Source organism: Lewinella sp. W8 (genome assembly GCF_004375085.3).
GTDB lineage: Bacteria > Bacteroidota > Bacteroidia > Chitinophagales > Saprospiraceae > Neolewinella.
Genome location: NZ_SNAQ03000010.1, coordinates 132874 through 152276, shown reverse-complemented (window position 1 = coordinate 152276; position 19403 = coordinate 132874). Strand labels below are relative to the sequence as shown.

Annotated in this window: 12 protein-coding genes; 5 read left to right on the top strand and 7 right to left on the bottom strand. The window is 55.1% G+C overall.

Annotation, left to right across the window (positions count from 1 at the left end):
* Positions 1–30: 30 nt before the first annotated feature.
* Positions 31–864, top strand: coding sequence for an O-methyltransferase (locus E1J53_RS12890; RefSeq protein WP_134270767.1), 834 nt, complete (start codon positions 31–33; stop codon positions 862–864).
* 2 nt (positions 865–866) lie between these two features.
* On the opposite strand, the gene E1J53_RS24685 is transcribed toward E1J53_RS12890, so the two are convergent.
* Both E1J53_RS24685 and E1J53_RS12880 read right to left on the bottom strand, forming a co-directional pair.
* On the bottom strand, positions 867–1586 hold the full coding sequence (locus tag E1J53_RS24685; protein WP_134270768.1) for a SprT family zinc-dependent metalloprotease: 720 nt from the start codon (positions 1584–1586) through the stop codon (positions 867–869).
* Positions 1579–4647: a type I restriction endonuclease subunit R gene (locus E1J53_RS12880; RefSeq protein ID WP_134270769.1), complete on the bottom strand. Its 3069-nt coding sequence runs from the start codon at positions 4645–4647 to the stop codon at positions 1579–1581. The genes E1J53_RS24685 and E1J53_RS12880 overlap by 8 nt, the downstream gene beginning before the upstream one ends.
* Before the next feature lie 216 nt (positions 4648–4863).
* Here E1J53_RS12880 and E1J53_RS12875 point away from each other — a divergent pair, with 216 nt between their 5' ends.
* Both E1J53_RS12875 and E1J53_RS12870 read left to right on the top strand, forming a co-directional pair.
* Positions 4864–5910 (top strand): ImmA/IrrE family metallo-endopeptidase, encoded by a 1047-nt coding sequence (locus E1J53_RS12875; RefSeq protein ID WP_134270770.1) that lies wholly within the window; start codon positions 4864–4866, stop codon positions 5908–5910.
* A 12-nt stretch (positions 5911–5922) separates the two neighbouring features.
* A complete protein-coding gene (locus tag E1J53_RS12870) occupies positions 5923–6423 on the top strand; it encodes a hypothetical protein (protein ID WP_134270771.1) in 501 nt (166 codons plus the stop codon).
* Between the two features lie 7 nt (positions 6424–6430).
* Here the strand turns inward: E1J53_RS12870 and E1J53_RS12865 are convergent, their stop codons facing one another.
* The 5 genes from E1J53_RS12865 to E1J53_RS24680 form a co-directional block, all read right to left on the bottom strand.
* Positions 6431–7666 (bottom strand): hypothetical protein, encoded by a 1236-nt coding sequence (locus tag E1J53_RS12865; RefSeq protein ID WP_134270772.1) that lies wholly within the window; start codon positions 7664–7666, stop codon positions 6431–6433.
* Positions 7663–10161, bottom strand: coding sequence for an McrB family protein (locus E1J53_RS12860; protein WP_134270773.1), 2499 nt, complete (start codon positions 10159–10161; stop codon positions 7663–7665). The genes E1J53_RS12865 and E1J53_RS12860 overlap by 4 nt, the downstream gene beginning before the upstream one ends.
* A 28-nt stretch (positions 10162–10189) precedes the next feature.
* On the bottom strand, positions 10190–11368 hold the full coding sequence (locus E1J53_RS23975; protein WP_134270774.1) for a restriction endonuclease subunit S: 1179 nt from the start codon (positions 11366–11368) through the stop codon (positions 10190–10192).
* A gap of 29 nt (positions 11369–11397) precedes the next feature.
* Positions 11398–13944 (bottom strand): class I SAM-dependent DNA methyltransferase, encoded by a 2547-nt coding sequence (locus E1J53_RS12850; RefSeq protein ID WP_134270775.1) that lies wholly within the window; start codon positions 13942–13944, stop codon positions 11398–11400.
* A 231-nt stretch (positions 13945–14175) separates the two neighbouring features.
* Positions 14176–14892, bottom strand: a complete 717-nt coding sequence (locus E1J53_RS24680; protein ID WP_134270776.1) for an NUDIX domain-containing protein — start codon at positions 14890–14892, stop codon at positions 14176–14178.
* Positions 14893–15076: 184 nt separating this feature from the next.
* Here E1J53_RS24680 and E1J53_RS12840 point away from each other — a divergent pair, with 184 nt between their 5' ends.
* Both E1J53_RS12840 and E1J53_RS12835 read left to right on the top strand, forming a co-directional pair.
* A complete protein-coding gene (locus E1J53_RS12840; RefSeq protein WP_134270777.1) occupies positions 15077–15808 on the top strand; it encodes a hypothetical protein in 732 nt (243 codons plus the stop codon).
* 330 nt (positions 15809–16138) lie between these two features.
* Positions 16139–19324, top strand: coding sequence for a hypothetical protein (locus tag E1J53_RS12835; RefSeq protein WP_134270778.1), 3186 nt, complete (start codon positions 16139–16141; stop codon positions 19322–19324).
* The last annotated feature ends 79 nt before the right edge of the window (positions 19325–19403 follow it).

Genomic DNA, 19403 nt, shown 5'->3' with positions numbered 1-19403 from the left:
AATAAGCAGGATACTAACTTGCGGCCCACAATGATGAGCTTTCTCAAATACTGGCTCTTCCGCATTAAAACCACCCTCCGCTGGTACTTCGCGGCAAAATCTCCCCGCGCCGTGCGGGGGGAATACCTGCAAGAATTCCTCCGGGAGGTCTACCTGGATGACCGCCACTACCACGCCTTTGACCTGGTGAACAGCATTCGCCGCCACTGGCGGCGGCAACCGGGCACGGTCTCCACCGCAACCCTGGGGGCCGCCAGTCGCACTACCCGGGCGCCGCGGCGCCCGGTGGCCCGGCTCGTCCGGCAAAACGCCATCGACGCCTCCACCGGTAAACTTCTTTTCCGACTGGCGCTGTGGCTCCGCGCCGAAACTATCCTGGAACTGGGCACCAACGTCGGCATCTCCGGACTTTACCTGCACGCCGCCAACACCAGGGCAGCGCTGCACACCGTAGAGGGGAATTCGGAAATCGCCCAACTCGCCCAACAAACCTTCCAAATAGCCGGCGCAGGCCCCGGGCTTCACCAGTACCGGGCCAGCTTTGCGGAGTGGCTGGAGGAGCATCTCCCCAACGATCAGCAAGCCGGGACCATTGAGTCCCTTGACCTGCTCTTTCTCGACGGCGACCACCGCTACGAGCCAACCCTGAACTACGTAAAAACCTTACTGCCCCACCGATCAGCGGACGCCGTCTTTGTGGTGGCAGACATTCACTGGTCTCCCGGGATGGAACGGGCGTGGGAGGAGCTGAAGGGGCTGCCGGAGGTATCCGCCTCGCTGGATTTGTACCACCTGGGGGTATTGTTTTTCCGGCCGGGGGTGGAGGAGGAACATCTTGCATTGAGGAAGGGCTGGTGGTGGTAAACTCATTCCCGTATTGGCAGCCCCGGAAAATCATTGTTCAGCTCGTCCCTAATTGACCGCCAGGTCGGAAGATATTTAGTCAAAAGTGCCTTAAAATCACTTGTATGTTGCCGAATTTGAAGGTGTAACAGCTCATGAAGGATCAAGTAACTTAGACAAGCCCGATTATGCTTTGCCAATTCTAAGTTGAGCCAGATTCTACCAGCGTCTGGGTTACAACTTCCCCACTTCGTATACATCAATTTCACCTTGTATTCCGAAGCCCTTAATCCTGTCCTTTTTTCCCACTTTTGTGCCAAATGAGGAGTCTCTCGCATGAGTTCCTCCCTATAATACCTCCGCAACGTTCTTTGCCTTCCTCGCCGGTCAGTCCCGGGACGAACCCAAATCTCCAACCATCCACCCTTAGTTTTTACGTGGTGTCGACCAGCCGTCGATTGAAGGCGGATTCGATACTGCTTCCCCCACAAAAAGGCACTTTCCCCATCAGTGAACTGGGGAGGTAATTTTCGTGGTTGGTCAGCGATGGCACGTTGTCTGCGTTTGATCCAAGCTAGCCTAGAGACGATAAACAGGCGAGCTTTCTCTGAATCCGTATTGATGGGTACTACTGCTTTTACCGTCCCCTCTGGCGGATGGACACTAAGGTGTAAGTGTTTGACTGCCTTATACTCCACCTGAACACTTACGTCGCCTACCTTTTCGGTAGTTTTTCTACCCATTCTCGTGTTTTTTCAAGATCGCCATGATTTCATCTACCGAAAAGGAAGTACCTTCCAATTGCTTCTCAACTGCCTTCTCGACTGCCCTTTCTTTCATAGGATGGCCATTCCATCCATCCCGAGCACTTAGCCGCAGCGTATCTTCTACCATCATGGCCAGCACTTCGTCTTTTCCAAGATTGTCGTACAGTGCTACTTGCCTTGGAGTTGAGATATTCTCTGGGTACCGGGAGCTCTGGCCCTTTCCTCTCAATTCCCTGGTAAATTCAACTATTCTTTTCAGGTATTCTTCGTACTCAATGGCTTTAGCTTCCCGCAGTCGAATAATTTCCTCCAAAAGCGATGACATCCGCTCGAAGAATTCTGGATTAGTAGCCCGTTTTTCAACGATCTCATCTCTGATGTTGGCATTGATCGTTTCCGCGATGTTGTCTTCGCTTGCTCGGATGTTTTCGGGCAGGGATGCTATCGCCGCCTTCCCTTTTTCTACGATCAATTCAATGAGCGAAAAATCCTCCAACTCGGAGATTTTTCGGCTGTGCTCGGCGATGATATACATATCGATGAGGCGACGCATTTTTGCCTCGTACATCTTCATATCAATGCGGTCATTACTACGCAGTTGTACGTTTTGGCGTAACTTTTCAAAGTGTACTACCCGGCTTTTGATGGCACTGGTTTGCCCATCAGTATACCCTGCTTTAGCCATGTCATTCGCCAGAGCAGCATAGGCCCGGGAAAGCTCAGCGGTGAGCTTGTACAAGACTTTTCTTCGTTGCTGTAACTCTTGATCGTCACGGCTTGGACCACCTTCCTGTCCACAAAAATAGACCATCTGAGGTTCCATGAAATGGCTACCGATGGGCTCAATTAAGGCTTCACAGGCATCAAGTGCATCGTCCAGGCGTTCCCGCCCAGCGGCAATACGGTCCACGATCAGACCAGCAACGTCCTCCGCGTCGTAATTATCGAAAGCTTCGCTGGTATAGTCCGTAATGGACTTCTCGAGACTTTTAAACAAATCTTTGTAGTCAATGATGTATCCGTAATCCTTTCCCTCTCCGTCCAAGCGGTTGACCCGGCAGATGGCCTGGAACAGACCGTGGTCCCGCATGCTTTTGTCGATGTAGAGATAGGTGGCCGATGGAGCATCAAAGCCCGTCAGGAGTTTATCCACTACGATCAGGAGTTTCATTCTCCCCGGTTCGTTGATGAAAGTATGTTTTGCTTCACGCTCAAAAGCCTCCGGATCTTTGTCACCCAACATCTTACGGTATACCTCATACTTGAGCAGTTCTTCGGTGGTGCCCTCACCGCTATCTTCCTTACTCACCTTACCGGCGGACGGTGAATAGGACGTCACAATGGCGCAGTGGGCGGCCAAATCCGTTTCTTGGAACAGTTGATAATAACGACAGGCCTCGTACACTGACCCCGCCACCAGCATGGCGTTCCCCTGGCCCTCCTTCAGTCTTGGCTTGCTGATAAAGTCAAGGTTGATGTCCATGACAATTTGGTCCAGGCGGCTCTTACTGCTCAAGACTTTTTGTAAGGTTCCCCACTTCTGTTTGAGTTGGTGTCGGGCAATGTCGTTCAATCCCTGGGTGTTGGCATCAAACCATTCGTCCACCCTGGTCTGGTTGCTGATTCGCTGGTTGATGTCGCGGGCTTCGTAGCGTAGGTCAAGCACCACCCCGTCGGCTACCGCCTGATCAAATTTGTAGGGCGTACCGATATAAGAGCCGAAGACCTCGATGCTACGCTTCTTGTCCCTGGCCATAAGTGGAGTTCCCGTAAAGCCGATGAAGACGGCCTCCGGCAGCACGACCTCCTTCATGGCCTCGTTTAGTTTGCCTGATTGCGTTCGGTGGCACTCATCCACGAAGACAAAAACGTTGCCCTTAGCCCTGAAACCCCGGGGCAAGGCCGCCCGCAGTTCTTTGGCGTAGTCTTCTTCGGAGACTTCCTTACCGCCGGAAAGCTGGGTACCGAACTTGTGAACCAAAGAGCAAATCAGGGCTGGTTGGTGTTCGTTCAGCAGTTTGAGTAAATCTGCCCCACTTTTTGCCCTCCGAATATCGTCTCCCGCCTGGTCGAATACCCGCACGATCTGCTTATCCAGTTCATCCCGATCGGTAATCACCACCACCCGGGAATCGGTAACATTTTCAATGATCCAGCGGGCTAACCAAACCATCGTCAGACTTTTGCCGCTTCCCTGGGTATGCCAAATAATGCCCCCACGCGCTGCGCCTTCGCCATCGCTTTGCACCCGCGCCCGCGCCGCCTGAATCCCAAAAAACTGGTGGGGACGACAAACCTTTTTCACCCCTCCATCGAAAAGAATATAGTTCTTGACAATTTCGTGAAAACGTTGTCGATTCAGGAGTTGTGCAATTTCTCGGCGAAGCAAACCTGACTCCCTAGTTGGCGTTTCCTCCTTCCACTGCAGATAGTATTTCTCGGGAGTAAGGGTAGTCCCGTAGCGGAGTCCCTGACTCTCGTTGGCCGCTACCAACAGCTGACTGGTGTGAAAAAATGGCCGGATGTACATTTCCTTCTGGTTCCCGTACAATTGGCGGATGCCTTCCGCCACGCTCACCGAACTCCGCTTGAGCTCCATAACCCCCAGCGCAATACCGTTGATGTACAAAACAATATCCGGCCGCTTGTTATTTACTCCGGCTACGCTCACCTCCTCGGCGCAATAGTAATCGTTGCGGCCAAAATTATCCCAGTCAATGAAGTTCACGTCTACCTCATTTTCTCCCACTCCGGGTTTTACCTGAATCCCGTAACGGAGCATTCGGTAAACGTCCATGTTGATGGGATACAAATCACGACTCTGATCTTCTACCAACCACATCAACTCATCGATGGCTTGCTGAATGACGTTGGCGGCGTACCCCCGTTTTTGTAGATACTGTTCCAGGTATTTCCGTTCCACGCAGCGGCTGTTCTCCCGGTACTGCCAATTCCCTAAATACTGCCACCCCAGCTCTAAATTCAGCTGGTTCAAAACGCGTTCCTGGGTGGCTCTTTCGCGGTCAGAGACTTGCATGGGTAATAGGTTTGTCGGGACGGGAAATATAGGAAATATTTCTATTTGCCGACGACACAACAGGCCACATCGGTGCCCCCCGAATTGGGTAATGAAGAGAAGTCCTGGTGAAAGATCACAGATTGGCCTTCATGAGAAAAAAGATATTTTTCTTGCAATTTTTTCTCATTTACCTTAGTTTTATTACTGCCCTTCACTAAGTCCTTTACCCACATCATGTCCCTATCCACTCGCCTAAAGTCAGCGCGGCTCATGCGCGGTTACTCCCTGAAGGAGCTGGCCGGTCTTACCAGTGGGGCAGTATCCTCCGCGACCCTAAGCCGATTCGAACGAGGAGAAATAGCCCCGTCTCCCGACAAACTGCGGTGGCTGGCCCGGGCAATGGAGCTTCCCTATAGTTACTTCTTCCGTACCCCAAAAGTTATCAATCAGGTTGCTTTTCGCAAGCGCAGTAAACTAGGCAAAAAGGTAGAACAGCAAATCCTCGAACAAACCCGCGACTTCCTGGAGCGCTACACCGAGGCGGAGCACCTCATGAATATCCCCTCCCAAAAATTGCCGGAATTTTCCGGAGTGATCAAATCCCTGGAAGACGCCGAATCTGCCGCCGACCAATTGCGAAAAGATTGGCGACTGGGCGAAAACCCTATCCATAGTGTAGTAGAAGAGATGGAGGCGGAAGGTATCCGTATTTTAGCCGTAGACGCTCATTCCGCCTTCGATGGATTATCCTCTACCCCGGATAGCGAGGAGGACTTCATTGTTTTTAACCGAAACCAACCGCTGGACCGGCAGCGCTTCACCCTGTTGCACGAACTCGGTCATCACTACCTTAAAATTGCTCCGAAGCTAGACCAGGAACGCGCCGTTAATCGATTCTCCGGTGCCTTTGCCGTGCCCGCCAGCATGATGCGCGAACGGATCGGCAGTCACCGAAAGCAGCTGCATCCAGTGGAACTCATTGGCCTGAAAAAGGACTTTGGGCTTTCGATCGCTGCCCTACTCTACCGCGCCAAAGACCTTGGCATCATTACCGAATACGCCCACCGAAACGCCATGGTCACTATTTCCCAGATCGGCTGGCGAAAGAACGAACCGGAAGTATTCATTGGTGAAGAAAAACCTTCCCGCCTCCTGGAGTTACTGGGGCGGGGCATCGCCGAAGAATGCATTTCTCAGTCCAAGGCCGCAGAGCTGTACGGCATGAAACTGGGCGACTTTAGAGACGTTTTGTTGCAAGGAGAAAAATATTCCTCAAATTAGTATTTTTGGGCTATGCCCGAAATCCTGGTGACTGACGCCAACATCCTAATCGATCTAGCGATCGTACTGGAACACGAGCTCCTGCTCTTGCCCGATCACGATGTTTATACCACCTACGACGTTTTTTACGAATTGAGGGCCGAGCAGCGAAATTCCTGGCAGCCCTACGTTGACGCTGAACGCATCAGGTTGGAAGAAGTGGAGCAGTCGGCGGTCGACGAACTACGGGAGGAAGTATCCCGCCGGCTTTCTGACCCGGACTGCACCGTAGTAGTGCTGGCGGAAACCAGGCAAGCCATCATCGTTTCCGGGGACCGACTGCTCGTCAAAGCTTACCGAAAACGTGGCCGGGAAGCGCACGGCATTTTGTGGCTGTTAGACGAAAACGAGCGCATCAATCGATACACCGCCAGCCAGCTCCATCACCTGCTCACCGAAATTCGAAAAGTCAATCAGTGGTTACCGGCTAAACTCTGTGAGGAGCGACTGTCGCGCTGGCGGGAGGAAGAATAAACCTAACTCAGTTCCCCAACCACTCCCCGACTTCCCCCGCGATTTGGGCCATCCAGGCCCGGGTCGTGGTCTCCCCCACCGGTAACCAAAGCAGATCGGCCACCGCTCCAGTGCGTACAAAGGCCCCCGGTACCTGCGTCCGCGTCGCGGAAGCCGACGGATACACCAGCGCCACCCGGTCGGCTCCAAAATGCCCCGCGTAGGTAAACAATTGCTGCAGGTCCGCCGGAGAAGGCCGGTCCCGCTTAGGTACTTTCCACTTCGCGTCCAGCAGGGCGACCAGGGATTCCTCACGATAAATTGCAAGGTCCGGTTCGAGGCCAGCGTGAATACCTCGTCCCTGCCAGTACTTTGCGCGTGTACGGCCGCTGACACGAAAGGCGGGCAAAAACCGCCGCAAACTCTGCAGCAAAAAGCCCTCCCACAACTTGTTCATGTCGAAAAGCAGCGCCAGCACGTCCCGGCGCCCCGAACGTAGGTCTGGATGGTAGTTAAGGAGAAGTAGGCGGGCGATCTGCACCGCCGGACGGTAAGCTTCCGTGCGCCGGTCGTAGCGTAGTCGCGAAAAGGTTTCCTCCGTGATCGGCCACTGGTCGGGAAGATCCGGGAAACGTAGCGATAGCGCTCCCAACCGATTGCGTAAAGATGCCGTGGTAGCCAACCGCCCCGCCAGCCGCAGTGCCTGTCCCAGGATTCGGTTTAGCGGGTGGTCGTAATCGTACACCGTGTCCTCCACAAAAAAACGCTCTTTGTGCACCAGGTTTTCGGTGAGGTGACGCGACATTACCAGCCGCCCCCGCAGGGCAGTACGGTTCCCGGTGCGGCCGTGGTAGGCTTTGGCCAGTCCTCCCCGTAGCAGTACCTCCAATTCGTTGGCGTACAGCAGCAGGTAATGTTCCAAAATAGAATTTGGGCGAGTCCGCAGGTGCGAGCTCGTTGGGTGAAGAGCCGTGACGGAAGGCACTACCGCTAACATATCGAGGAGCCGGTTTCGCCAAAAATCCGGACCGCCATGGTTATCCAGTTTCGGCAACACCTCGATGGTTAGTTTACCCACGCGGAGTACCCCAACGTAGCTTTTAAACTTCACGCCCCGGTGGATGAGATCGTAGTAGCGATGACCGCCACAGGCGTGGAAAGCCGTGAGCGCCTCCAGCTCAGGTTTGCTGAGGAGCGCTTTGTTGGTCCCCTTCAAGTCCACCTTCAACTTCTGGTGCTCGTAAGTAACAATCGGCGGCCTCACGACAAACCAAGTTGCCGTAGCGCATCCGCCAGTTCCCCCTCCGTATTCGGTGCGGGAAAATGGTAACTCCGGTAATCGCGCCCGTAGTCCTCCACTTCATCGTCGGCTATGGCGAAGTCCGTCGTTTCGGTAGCTTCTACGGCGCAAAAGCCTTTGCCCACCACCAGTTGCAACTGCCCGTAGTTGGCGAAGAAGTACTCCCGCAGCAGCGGAATAATCCGGTCGTTGAAGGCGGTGGCAAGCCCCCGCCAGTCACGTACCCGCAGGAAGTAGCTGTGCCCGATTTGGTGGTCGGCGTCCTTCAATACTTTGATGCGCCGATTGATCAGCTGGAGCAGCTCCCCTAGGTCCACGTCGAGATCACTCACCTGAACCTGGCCACTGGTGGCGTGTTCACGCGTAATCACTTGCGGATCCGGCGCCACCTCCCGGAAGGTAAACCGCCGCCGCAGGGCGGCGTCCAGTGCCTCCACGCTCCGGTCGGCCGTGTTCATCGTGCCGATGACGTAGAGGTTGGGCGGCACCCCAAATTCTTCGCGGCTGTAGGGCAGGGTTACCCGCAACTCCTCACGGGCACCCAGGCGCTTATCGGGTTCCAGCAGCGTGATGAGCTCACCCAGAATGGCGGAGACGTTACCCCGGTTGATCTCGTCGATGATAAGGACGTGGGCCGGGGCAACGTCAAAATTGAGCTCACTAAGGTCAAGCCCACTAATGATATCTGCCTTTTCATCGACGGATGAATATTCATCTTTCTGGGCGGTTTCGATCGATGGAACAAAGTCTTGCACGGCTTTCCATGCGGCATAATATGCGGAGTAATTTGCCCCGCCGATTGCTTCGGGTATAAACTTGTTGATGTTATTTATTTCCCCTTTTTCCTTAATCTTATTATTCAATTTTATTAACCGCTGCCGTGAAACGGTATGCTTAGTTTCTCCGTCTGTGCCATGATAAATCCACATACTTTTCTTCTCCGACAACTCACGGATGTATACTTTTTTCCCTGTCCAGGTTTTCAATTCAACCGGCTCCTCCGCCGCCAGGTTCATCTGAACCATTTTGACAAAAGCATCGTACTTCTCCGCAAAATTCAGGGCCGTTCTTTCCTCGTCTGCCTCTGATACTTCAACCGCAGAATAGATTGCAGTAGTAGTAGCATCCCTAAAGATGCCCTGCTTTATTTCGTACTCGACTTCGCCAGCTTCTTCCTCCGAGTCCTTATTTATTCTCGGCTTCAAACCCTCAACAAAATCCTCGTAACTGAGGCTCTGGTGGAAGGTAGTAAAGGCAATACGTCTTTCCTGTTGGTACCGCCGGTAGCGGCGCAGTACTTCCGATCGCTCTTCCTCTTCTACGGTAGCTACCGCCACGTTTTCCACAATGGCTACGGCATGGGTAATCGTCGCGTACGTCTTTCCCGTGCCCGGCGGACCGTAAAAAATTTGGTTGAGGGGAGATGCATTGGCCAACCTCCTGATTTGCCGAGAAAAATCGAGGACACTTTCCATGGCCGCCACCAGCTCGGGCCGAAGTTTCCAGAAGAATAGCCCATCACGGGTTCTTCCAGTGAAGAATAATGGCCAGTAGACATCTCTACCTTCATTATTCTCTGGAAAAACAAGGTCATGTTCTTCCCTTAAAGCTTTGCCAATCCGCTTCCCCAATCTAGAAACGGCGCCGTTCACCCGCACATTTTCACCTTCGTTAAATGGCAGCCCTTTAATCAAGGCATCAATGGCCTTGGCGTTGTTCTCCCGGTCTGGCGATTGATAGATGACCTTAAGTAAAACCACGTCATCGGGCTCAAAAACTTCCTGATCCCTCAGTAGTCTCTCCCAGGTTTTTCTTCCTAAAGGGACAAAAGATTTGGAACCGTTATCTCCCGGCAGCCTGGTTCTTCCGTGCTTTGCCAATCGCTCTTCGTACTTATTTTCGAACAGCTTGCTGTCTTCCGCCGTCAACCTAGCGGCCTCAAATTCTGGATATTCCGTGCAAAAGTCTTCTAGTACTGCGTCCACCAGGGGAATGAACCCTGCTAAATCCTGCCGTAAATCTTCAAAGAAAGTTTCCCATTCTGAATATTTTCTTTGGGGGCTCCTGATTACATCAACCAGGTGCTTGCGGTCTGACGGGGTCCGCTGTATCCGATCAAAAGGTGGTCCCTCACTTTCTGACAGTCGTTCCAAAAATCGCAGCACCAACTGATTTTGGTGGTCTTCTGGTGACCGGGTGTGTCTAAGTTCAAATTTATAATCGTATTCACCACCCTCGAGCGTACACATCAGATTGATGGTATCGGAGGAGCTTCCCGGATACCCCGCTTTAATTTTCCAGAAAGTAGTGCCCGCGTAACTATTCTTATACGTCCCAATGAACCGATCTCGCTCAGAGCCCGTACTGGCATTTTTGCGCATAGAAAAGTGCCAGCCGTAAGCCGTTCTCCATTGCTTTAACTGTTCGTAAATGGTGTCTTCAAACTCTCGATAATTCATGATCTAGGTGTTAATTCCCTAAAAGTACTCAAACCAACCGCACCGCCCCCGTCAACAACGCCTCCATCATCCCCGCCTTCACCCGCGCCAGCTTCGCCCGCCGCGCCCGCACGGCCGCTAACTCCGCGTCTAGATCGGACAGGACGGTGGCGATGGCGCGTTGTTCAGGGAGGGAGGGAATAGTAATTTCAACATTCTCTACATCAGAGTGAGATAAATGCTTAACGGTTGTTGCCGCAGTAGCATGTTCAATCTCTTTTAGCTTTCCCTTTAAAGAATAATAAAGATACCCAGGGTAGATTGTTGAGTCAATAAATCGTAGCCGGCCAATTCGCTGGTTTAATAAGGCCATCCCTCCAGCCCACCAACAGAGGATGAAGTCACCATCCATTCCAACTAAGATATCTCCACTTTCAACGACGAATTCTTCAGAAAAACTTCCAGAGTAGTAAGTGATTGAATCACTAGATTTTAGGTCACGGTTTTTCACAAGCCTAAGACCAATAGCCTTTTTATTAAAGTACGCTGAAGAAAATGGAGCACCAACTTGCATTTTTAGATGGTCACCCAACGTCACCTCCTCCCACGCCCCATTAAACCCATCCAACCTCAGCTCCCCGCTCAGTAAGGCCTCCATCATGCCGCGCTTGAAGTCCTCCTTTTTGGCGATCAGCGCGTCCTGGGCCGCCAGGGCCGCGTCCGCGTCGGAGAGGGCCGTGGCGATGGCGCGCTGCTCTGTACGAGTGGGAGGGAGAGGAATTTTGTACCCTTTGATGTCAGCTGGGCTAATATGAGGAATTGCGGTAACAGTTTTAACCTCATCACAATGCTTTGTGAAGATTGGACAACATATCAATTCCTTGAGGTATCCAAGATCAATATTTAATGTACGAAGTCTGGCTACTCGTTGAAGTAATAAAAGTGGCAAATCTGCACTGCTAATTTGAGCAAAGCTTTTACCAACCAAAGATCCATCCATTGCGATCACTATGTCGCCATCCTCTAATATGTATTGCTGAATATCAGGAGTAAGCTCAGGCCAATACTTGGTTATTTGAACTGACCAATCAAGAATGTTTCGCTTTACATTCGAGCCGCGTAATAATTTTATTCCTGAGTTAGAATACTTAGAACTAGGAAAAGGGAATCCAGTCAAAACGTTCGCAACATCATCAACTGTCACCACCTCCCAATCCTCCGGAATCATTCCCACCTCCGTCCTTTTGTACCCTTCCCTTACCACGTCAGTCCCATTTTTGCCAGGTGAGCGTTTACGCGTTCGCCGAGGCGGGCGGCTTCCGCCTCCAGTTCCGGCAGGGGCCGGTCGTAGCGGGTGGCCAGCTCGCGCAGGCGGCGGCCCAGGGCCTGGCCCACGGCGGTGGTTTCGCCCCCGATACGCTGCCGCAGGGCGGCCCGCCACTTGTGCTGTACCACCAGCTCTTGGACCAGTTCGGGGGTGAGGCTTTCGTACTGGTCGTAGGTGCGTTCCCGCAGGGCCTTCTCGTGGGCCTTGTGACTCCGTTTAGCGCCCAGCACTTGATTTTCGAAGTAAAGGTATTCCCGCAGGTAATTAAGCTCTTCCCGTTCTTCGGGGTCCTGGGTGCCCTTGAGTTCCTTGATCCTCGCTTTGGCGGCGGATTTGTTCACCTTGCCATTGTCACCGAGCGCTTCGGCCAGTAAGCCCTCTTCGTGGCCCTCGGCTTCCAGCATAGCGGTGATTTCGCCCTCATTTTCGGCGATTTTGTTTTCCAGATCCCGCAGTCGTGCCACGTCGTCGCTCAGAAAGTGGTCGCGTACGATCTCCGGTGGCAGCAGGTCGCAGCTGAAGTAGCCCTTGCGGACCTTGCGTTTGTCGCCCTTACCGGTCATTTCGGGCTGCAGTTCGGCCGTCCAGCCGCCGGCGACGATGGTGTACACGTCGTCCTGCATCGTCGTTTCCCAGTAGTCCATCAGGTGCTGGTAAACGGCGTAGGCCTCCACCAGGGGTTGGGCGAGGTAGTGGGCGCGGACGCGGGTGCCGAGCTCTTGGATGAGGCTACGGGGGTGGGTGGTATCGTCGATGCCCCGCAGCGTCTCCTCCACGCCGGTGAACCAGTCGTCGAAGGCCGCGTCCAGCCGGGCGGTGAAGGCCCGAAACTCGGGCTGCTCCTCCACGGCGGGTCGTTCCTCCGTTAGCCGCAGGTAGCCGGGGCGCAGGTCGGTGAAGAGCCGCCGCCGAATTTCCGGGAACACGGCCCAGTAGTCGGCCAGGGCGTCAATGTCGGCCACCGGGATGCCGCCCCGCAGGTGCCCTTCCAGGTCCTGACGGTCGGCGGCCTCGCGGCCGTCGATGTAGCGGGGCAGGTTGAGGTTGTAGTCGTTGTCGGCAATTTCGGTCAGGGGCACGCGGCGGCTGTAGCCGGGCTCCTCCCGCCCGGCGCGAAAGACCTCCACAATGCGGTGGATGTCGCGCTCCCGCAGGCGGTTTTTCGGTCCGTCCTTGCGGAAGCCCCTGCTGGCGTCCAGGAGGAAGACGGCACCTGCGTCCTCGCCCGGGTTTGTACCACGGTCGGCGGACGCGTCAGGGCTACTGCCCGCCTCGGCCGACGACCGTTTTTGGAGGACGATCAGGCAGGCCGGAATACCGGTGCCGTAGAAGAGGTTGGCCGGCAGCCCGATGATCCCCCTGATCACCCCGGCCTGCAGTAGCCGCCGGCGGATGTCTGCTTCGGCGTTGCCCCGGAAGAGCACGCCGTGGGGCAGGACCACCGCCGCCGTGCCGCCCACCTTCAGGCTGGCCAGGATGTGCAGCAGAAAGGCAAAGTCTCCGTTTTTCTGTGGGGGGATGCCGTAGTGCGCAAAGCGCTCGTAGTCGTCGTTTTCCGGGCTGAAGCCGTTGCTCCATTCCTTTACGCTGAAGGGCGGATTCGCCACGATGACGTCGAAGCGTTTGAGCATTTCCTTACCGCCTCGCATTTCCGTGAAGGAGGGGGTTGAAAGCGTATTGCCCTGCTTGATGGTGGCGGTGGGGCGGTCGTGGAGCCACATATTCATCACGGCCAGGCCGGTGGTGGCGATGTCCCGCTCCTGCCCGTAGATGGTGATGTCCACCGGCGCCCGGTCGGCCACCTTCAGCAGCAGGGAGCCCGAGCCGCAGGTGGGGTCGTAGGCGGAGAAGTTCGCGCTGCTGGCGCGCTCCACGTCGACGATGGCCGCCATCACCCGGCTCACCTCGGCCGGGGTGTAGAACTGCCCCTTACTTTTTCCGCTCTGGGTGGCAAAGTTGCGCATCAGGTATTCGTAGGCGTCGCCCAGGAGGTCGTCGTCGCCGGCGCGGTTACCGCTGAAGTTGAGTTCCTCGTCCTGGAAAATACCGATCAGCTTACTGAGTCGATCAATCATTTCCTTGTCTTTACCGAGTTTCTCCGGGTCATTGAAGTTCGCCGTGGTGATGCTTCCGCTCAGGCCGTTGTGGAGGGCAAAGCGGGCCACAATCTGGTTCAGGGCCTGACCGATGCCGGGTTTCCCTTTCCAGTAAACCATGTCGTGAAAACTCCCCCCGTAACCTATCTCGGGTGGTGGCGGACCGGGGATGATGTTCCCATCCTCGTCCTTCTTAGGCTCCGGTGGCTGCTGGGGCGGTAATTCGATGAGGCTGTCGGGCCGCCCGGCCCGGTCCGTGACGTACTTCATGAACAGCAGGGTCAGTACGTAGTCCTTGTACTGGCTGGCGTCCATCCCGCCCCGCAGCACGTCGGCGGCGGACCAGATTGAGGAATAAAGGTCAGATTTTTTTAGGGCCATGGGTGGTTCACTTGGCTTTACTCAGTGCGTGGAAAATACGTTGTGGCGAATGTAAGAAAAAGGCGGTATACCACTCGCCCGCTCATAAGATGCGTCTTACCCCGGAGGCAGTCAGCGGGAAGCTCATCCGCTGTGTCGGACGTAGCACCAGCACGGCACCGATACGACGCGCAACGTCGCTACCAACGGACCTTCACAAAATCCTAAATCCTAAATCCTTGATCCTTAATCCTACTTCCGCTTCCCCTCCCGCAGCTCGAAGTTAAAGCCCTCGTCCATGAGCGCCTGGTAGCGGTCTTCGTCGAAGCTGTAGAGTTTTGCCGGACGGTGAGCAACGCCCTCCTGGGAACGACCAAGGTCTTTGAGCAGGTCCATGGACAGAATCTTCTTACGGAAGTTCCGTTTCTCCAGGTCCGTTTCCCAGATCGCTTCGTAGAGATGTTGCAGATCGGTGAGGGTGAAGGCCGGCGGCAGTAGTTCAAAGCCGATGGGGCGGGTCCGGATACTGCGCTTGAGGCGATTCAGGGCGACCGACACGATTTCGCCGTGATCGAAGGCCAGTTCCCCGAGGTCCTGGACGGGGTGCCACATAACTTCCTGAGCCACGCCGGAGGCCTTTGGAGAGACGTCGGCGATCTTCACCAGACTGTAATAGGCTACCGTGATGACCCGACCAAAGTCGTGGCGGCCGGGAGCACCAAAGGTGTGAACCTGCTCCAGATATACGTTTTCCAGGCCGACCATTTCCCGCAGGACGCGCTGGGCGGCGGCGTCCAGATCCTCATCCTGCATCACAAAATATCCGGGAAGGGCCCAATAATTGTCGTAGGGTTCTTCGTTACGCCGAATGAGCAGGATCTTCAGCTTGCCTTCATCAAACCCGAAGATGACGTTGTCTACCGTGAAGGCAGATTTAAAGTAAGCGTTAAAACTTTCTCTTGGCGGCACGGGGAAAATTTTGGTATCGCAAAGATAGTGTTAATTGTACAATAAGCCCACTTCAGCCAGTAATCGAAAATTTACGGGCATTCATCCAAACTTCTGTGCCTATTTTCATACACTGGGATACATTTGGGCAAACGAATAACCTTTTCGGCTCCCTAACAATGCCGGAAAACCAACCAATTGAGACATGAAGAAGATTTTCCTCCTACTATCCCTATGCTTTATTTTCGTCGGACAGGCCATCGCCCAGGACGCTCCCTCGCCCCGGGAAATCGGGGATGCCTACATCGAAAACACCGGTGGCGTTGACGCCTGGAAGGCCATCGAAGCCACCAAAGTAAAGGGGACCGCCGCCATGCAGGGCATGGAATTCCCCATGACCATGACCAACGCCAAGGGCGATAAGTCCTACCTCGAAGTGGACGTCCAGGGCCAGAAGATCATCCAGGCCTTCGACGGTGAAGTCGCCTGGCAGGTGATGCCCTTCCAGGGGATTACCAAGCCCACCGAAATGTCTCCCGAGGAAACCGAACAGGCCAAGGATCAGAAATTCCTTTCTGAATTCATCGACACCGAAGCCCGGGGCTTCAAACTCGAAGCCGTGGAAGGCAAGGAGATCGAAGGCACCGAGACCTACGGCGTGCGGGTAACCAACGAAGAGGGGTATGACCACACCTACTACTTCGACACTGAATACATGATTCCCATCATGGTCGCTACGCCCATCAAGAGTGGCCCCCAGAAGGGAGCCATGATGGAAACCTACATGAGCGATTACCAGGAAGTGGAAAACATCATGATGCCCTTCTTTATGGAGGTTAAGTTTAACGGTCAGAGCATTCAGAAGATCACCTTCACGGAGGTAACCCTCAACCCGGAGGTTAAAGCCGAGATGTTCTCCATGCCCAAGGACAACTAATCAATTTCCGATTATCCCTGAGGCCGGTGTTTCACCGGATTCAGGGGTAAAAATTCTTCCCGGGGAGAACGAATCAGCAGCAGGTGCATCACCACCGGATGCCTTTCGTTCTCCCCATTTTCATCCTACTGGTTTCTGATGAATACGGCAACGATGGTACAGAATTCAGTGATTCATCGGAGCCGTCCAATCAGAACAATTGCGACGGCGCGCAGGTGCTATGTTTTAACGATATGGCATTGCTGAGACAAGGCATGCCTTGTCTCTACGGTGCCCCGCCAAACAACATGGCACCCGCGCCCCGTCGCCCTTCCTACCTAACTCACCGTTATGAGATATATCCTTACCACACTTTTTTTAAGTTGCCTGAGCGTCCTTGGCGCGCAGAAAGAATTCAAAACCACCACGGCCCTGTTTGGTGATCTGCGGGCCCGGCAAATCGGTCCGGCGGTCATGAGCGGGCGGGTCAGCTGCCTGGCCGTCAACCCCCAGGACCCCACCAATATTTTCGTCGGTGCGGCCGGCGGCGGGGTTTGGCGGACCACCTCGGCGGGCGGCGCCTTCACCCCCGTCTTCGACGATCATACCCAGAGCATCGGCGATATTGCCGTCGCCGCTTCCGACCCTCAGGTCGTCTACGTCGGCACCGGTGAACCCTGGCCCCGGAACAGCGTCAGCGTCGGCACCGGCGTCTACAAGTCCACTAACGGTGGCATCGACTGGACTTCCGTCGGACTGGAAAACACCGAGCGCATCGCCGACGTCCTCGTGCATCCCGAAGACGCCAACGTCGTCTACGTAGCCGCGCTGGGCCACTTATGGGACAGCAACGAAGAGCGCGGGGTGTATAAATCCACCGACGGCGGAAGCAGCTGGGAACGCATCCTTTACCTCGATGAAGATACCGGGGCGGCCAGCCTCAGCATGGACCCCAATAATCCGGACGTCCTCTTTGCGGCCATGTGGAGCCACCGCCGCCAACCCTGGACCTTCGATTCCGGACTCCACGGAAAATCCGGCCTCTACAAAACTACCGACGGTGGCGCCAACTGGAAGCAGGTCACCAATGGATTACCCAACGAGACCCTAGGCCGCATCGGCGTAACCGTTGCCCCCGGCAACGGGCAGGTGGTCTACGCCAGCGTGGAAACGGGCACCGACGAGACCAAGGGCATGTACCGGAGTACGGACGGCGGCGAGAGCTGGACCATGACCGGTCCTAACCGAAACACCTCCATTCGTCCCTTCTACTTCAGCAAGGTGGCCATCGACCCCTCCAACGACAGCATCGTGGCCAAATGCGGCCTCAACGGCATCATCAGTGAAAATGCCGGTAAAACCTGGCGCTCCTTTGACGGTGCCGTCCATTCCGACTTTCATGACATCTGGTTCGACCCCAGTAACGGCAAGCACATCCTCGTCGCCACCGACGGTGGCGTCTACGAAAGCTTCGACCGCGGATACACCTTCAAGATGTGGATGAACCTACCCCTCTCGCAGTTCTACCACGTTAGCGTGGACAACGCGAAGCCCTACCGGGTCTACGGCGGCCTTCAGGACAACGGTTCCTGGTTTGGACCGAGCCGGTCCGGCGGCGGCATCACCAACTCGGACTGGAAGAAAACCTTCGGCGGAGACGGCTTCTACAGCTTCCGTCACCCGAACAAGGAGCACATTGTCTTTAGTGAATACCAGGGCGGTAAACTGGTCCGCTTCGACGAACGGACCGGCCAGGCCAAGGCCATTCCCCCCTACGCTACGGCGGGCGAAGACCCCCTGCGCTTTAACTGGAATGCTCCCTTACTGATCAGCAAAGACGGTAAGCGGCTCTACTTCGCCTCCCAGTACCTCTACCGCAGTACCGACGACGGCGACAGCTGGGAACGGATCAGCCCGGACCTGACCACCAATGATCCCGAAAAGCAGAAGCAGGCCCAAAGTGGAGGACTGAGCATTGACAACTCCACGGCCGAAAACCATACGACGATCTATGCCGTGGCCGAAAGCCCGCTCGATAACAACGTCATTTGGGTCGGCACCGACGACGGCAACCTGCAGGTGACCCGCGACGGCGGTAAGAGCTGGACGCTGTTGAACGCCAACATTCCCGACCTACCCGCCAATACCTGGGTGACTTTCGTGGAGCCCAGCCCCCACGACGTCAATACCGCCTTCGTCACCTTTGACGGTCACCGGACGGGAGACATGACGCCTTACCTGTACGTCACCCGTGACGGCGGTAAGAGCTGGACCAGCCTCATTACCGAAGACATCAGCGGCTACGCGCTGAGCGTACGCCAGGATCTCGAAAACCAGAATTTGGTTTTCCTGGGTACCGAGTTCGGCCTCTACCTCAGTCTTGACGGAGGCAAAAGTTGGGCACCCTTCCGGAATAACGTGCCCATGGTGGGTATCCGGGACATGGTAATTCAGGAGCGGGAGGCCGATCTGGTGATGGCCACCCACGGCCGCGGCATCATCATTCTGGACGATATCGAAGCCCTGCGTCAGCTGACGCCCGAAGTCACCGCCCAAAAGTTTGCCTTCCTCCATACCCGGCCCGCCTACCTCGGTAGCGGCATTGGTCTTGGCAACGGAGATTTTGGCGGCAGCGGCACCTTCGTTGGGCCGAATCCCAGTCGGGCGGCACGAATCATGTACTACAATCAGCGCCGACACATGTTCGGAAAAATGTACGTGGAGATCTGGAAGGACGGGAAACTCCTGCGCACCCTCCCGGCCGGCAAGGGCGCGGGCCTAAACGTGGTGAGCCTGCCGACCACCATCGAAAAGCCCAAGGCGGCCCCCAGTGACAACCGGATGGCCCTGTTTGGCACCCTTTCGGGTCCTAGTCTGCCCGCCGGAACCTATCAGGTGAAGCTCATTAAGGGTAAGGAAACGTACGAGACCGAATTTGAGCTGACTACCGAAGAGGATGACATCTATACCGTTGAAAAGCGGGAAGCTCAGCGCAAACTGCTCATGCAGGTCTACGATGACACGGAAGATTTGGCCTACGTCTACCACGTACTCGGCAAGATCAAAACCGCCACCGAAGGGATGGATTTGCGCAAGAAAAAGCTGCAGGAGATGGCTAACGCCCTCCACCAGGCGGCCAAAGCAGAAATGAATCGTCTGGTCTTTCTGGGGGGTGATGGGTACGTTAACGAAGGAAGCCGTCTACGCGAAGAGATGGGTAATCTTTACTTCGACATCAGTTCCTTCCCCGGAGAACCTTCCGAGAGCCAGCGGAAAGAAGCCGAACGCATTCACGGAGAAATGGCCAAGACCCTGGCCACGTTCGAGGCCATGATCAACGGACCGGTCGCCGCACTGAACGAAAAGCTTGCGGAAGGTCAGCGTATCAGCTGGGAAAGCAAAGAAGATTTTCTGACCCAGGAGAACGAAGGTTCGGATGCCGGCCCTCAGCGGCAACGCTGGAAGGGCAACACCCTGTGGAAAGATGCTCTACTCAATCCGCTCGGAGAATTGTGGGTACGCACCCTGATGAATTAAGCGTACCGTAGTCGCCAAAAAAAGTAGCGCGGAGAAACTTCCTGTTTCTCCGCGCTTTCTGTTTCCGGTGATGGATTGG

Excerpts from the sequence above, each read along its gene's own strand:
- E1J53_RS12890 (WP_134270767.1), top strand. The coding sequence starts at position 31 with ATGATGAGCTTTCTCAAATACTGGCTCTTCCGCATTAAAACCACCCTC.
- E1J53_RS24685 (WP_134270768.1), bottom strand. The coding sequence starts at position 1,586 with ATGGGTAGAAAAACTACCGAAAAGGTAGGCGACGTAAGTGTTCAGGTG.
- E1J53_RS12880 (WP_134270769.1), bottom strand. The coding sequence starts at position 4,647 with ATGCAAGTCTCTGACCGCGAAAGAGCCACCCAGGAACGCGTTTTGAAC.
- E1J53_RS12875 (WP_134270770.1), top strand. The coding sequence starts at position 4,864 with ATGTCCCTATCCACTCGCCTAAAGTCAGCGCGGCTCATGCGCGGTTAC.
- E1J53_RS12870 (WP_134270771.1), top strand. The coding sequence starts at position 5,923 with ATGCCCGAAATCCTGGTGACTGACGCCAACATCCTAATCGATCTAGCG.
- E1J53_RS12860 (WP_134270773.1), bottom strand. The coding sequence starts at position 10,161 with ATGAATTATCGAGAGTTTGAAGACACCATTTACGAACAGTTAAAGCAA.
- E1J53_RS23975 (WP_134270774.1), bottom strand. The coding sequence starts at position 11,368 with ATGATTCCGGAGGATTGGGAGGTGGTGACAGTTGATGATGTTGCGAAC.
- E1J53_RS12850 (WP_134270775.1), bottom strand. The coding sequence starts at position 13,944 with ATGGCCCTAAAAAAATCTGACCTTTATTCCTCAATCTGGTCCGCCGCC.
- E1J53_RS12840 (WP_134270777.1), top strand. The coding sequence starts at position 15,077 with ATGAAGAAGATTTTCCTCCTACTATCCCTATGCTTTATTTTCGTCGGA.
- E1J53_RS12835 (WP_134270778.1), top strand. The coding sequence starts at position 16,139 with ATGAGATATATCCTTACCACACTTTTTTTAAGTTGCCTGAGCGTCCTT.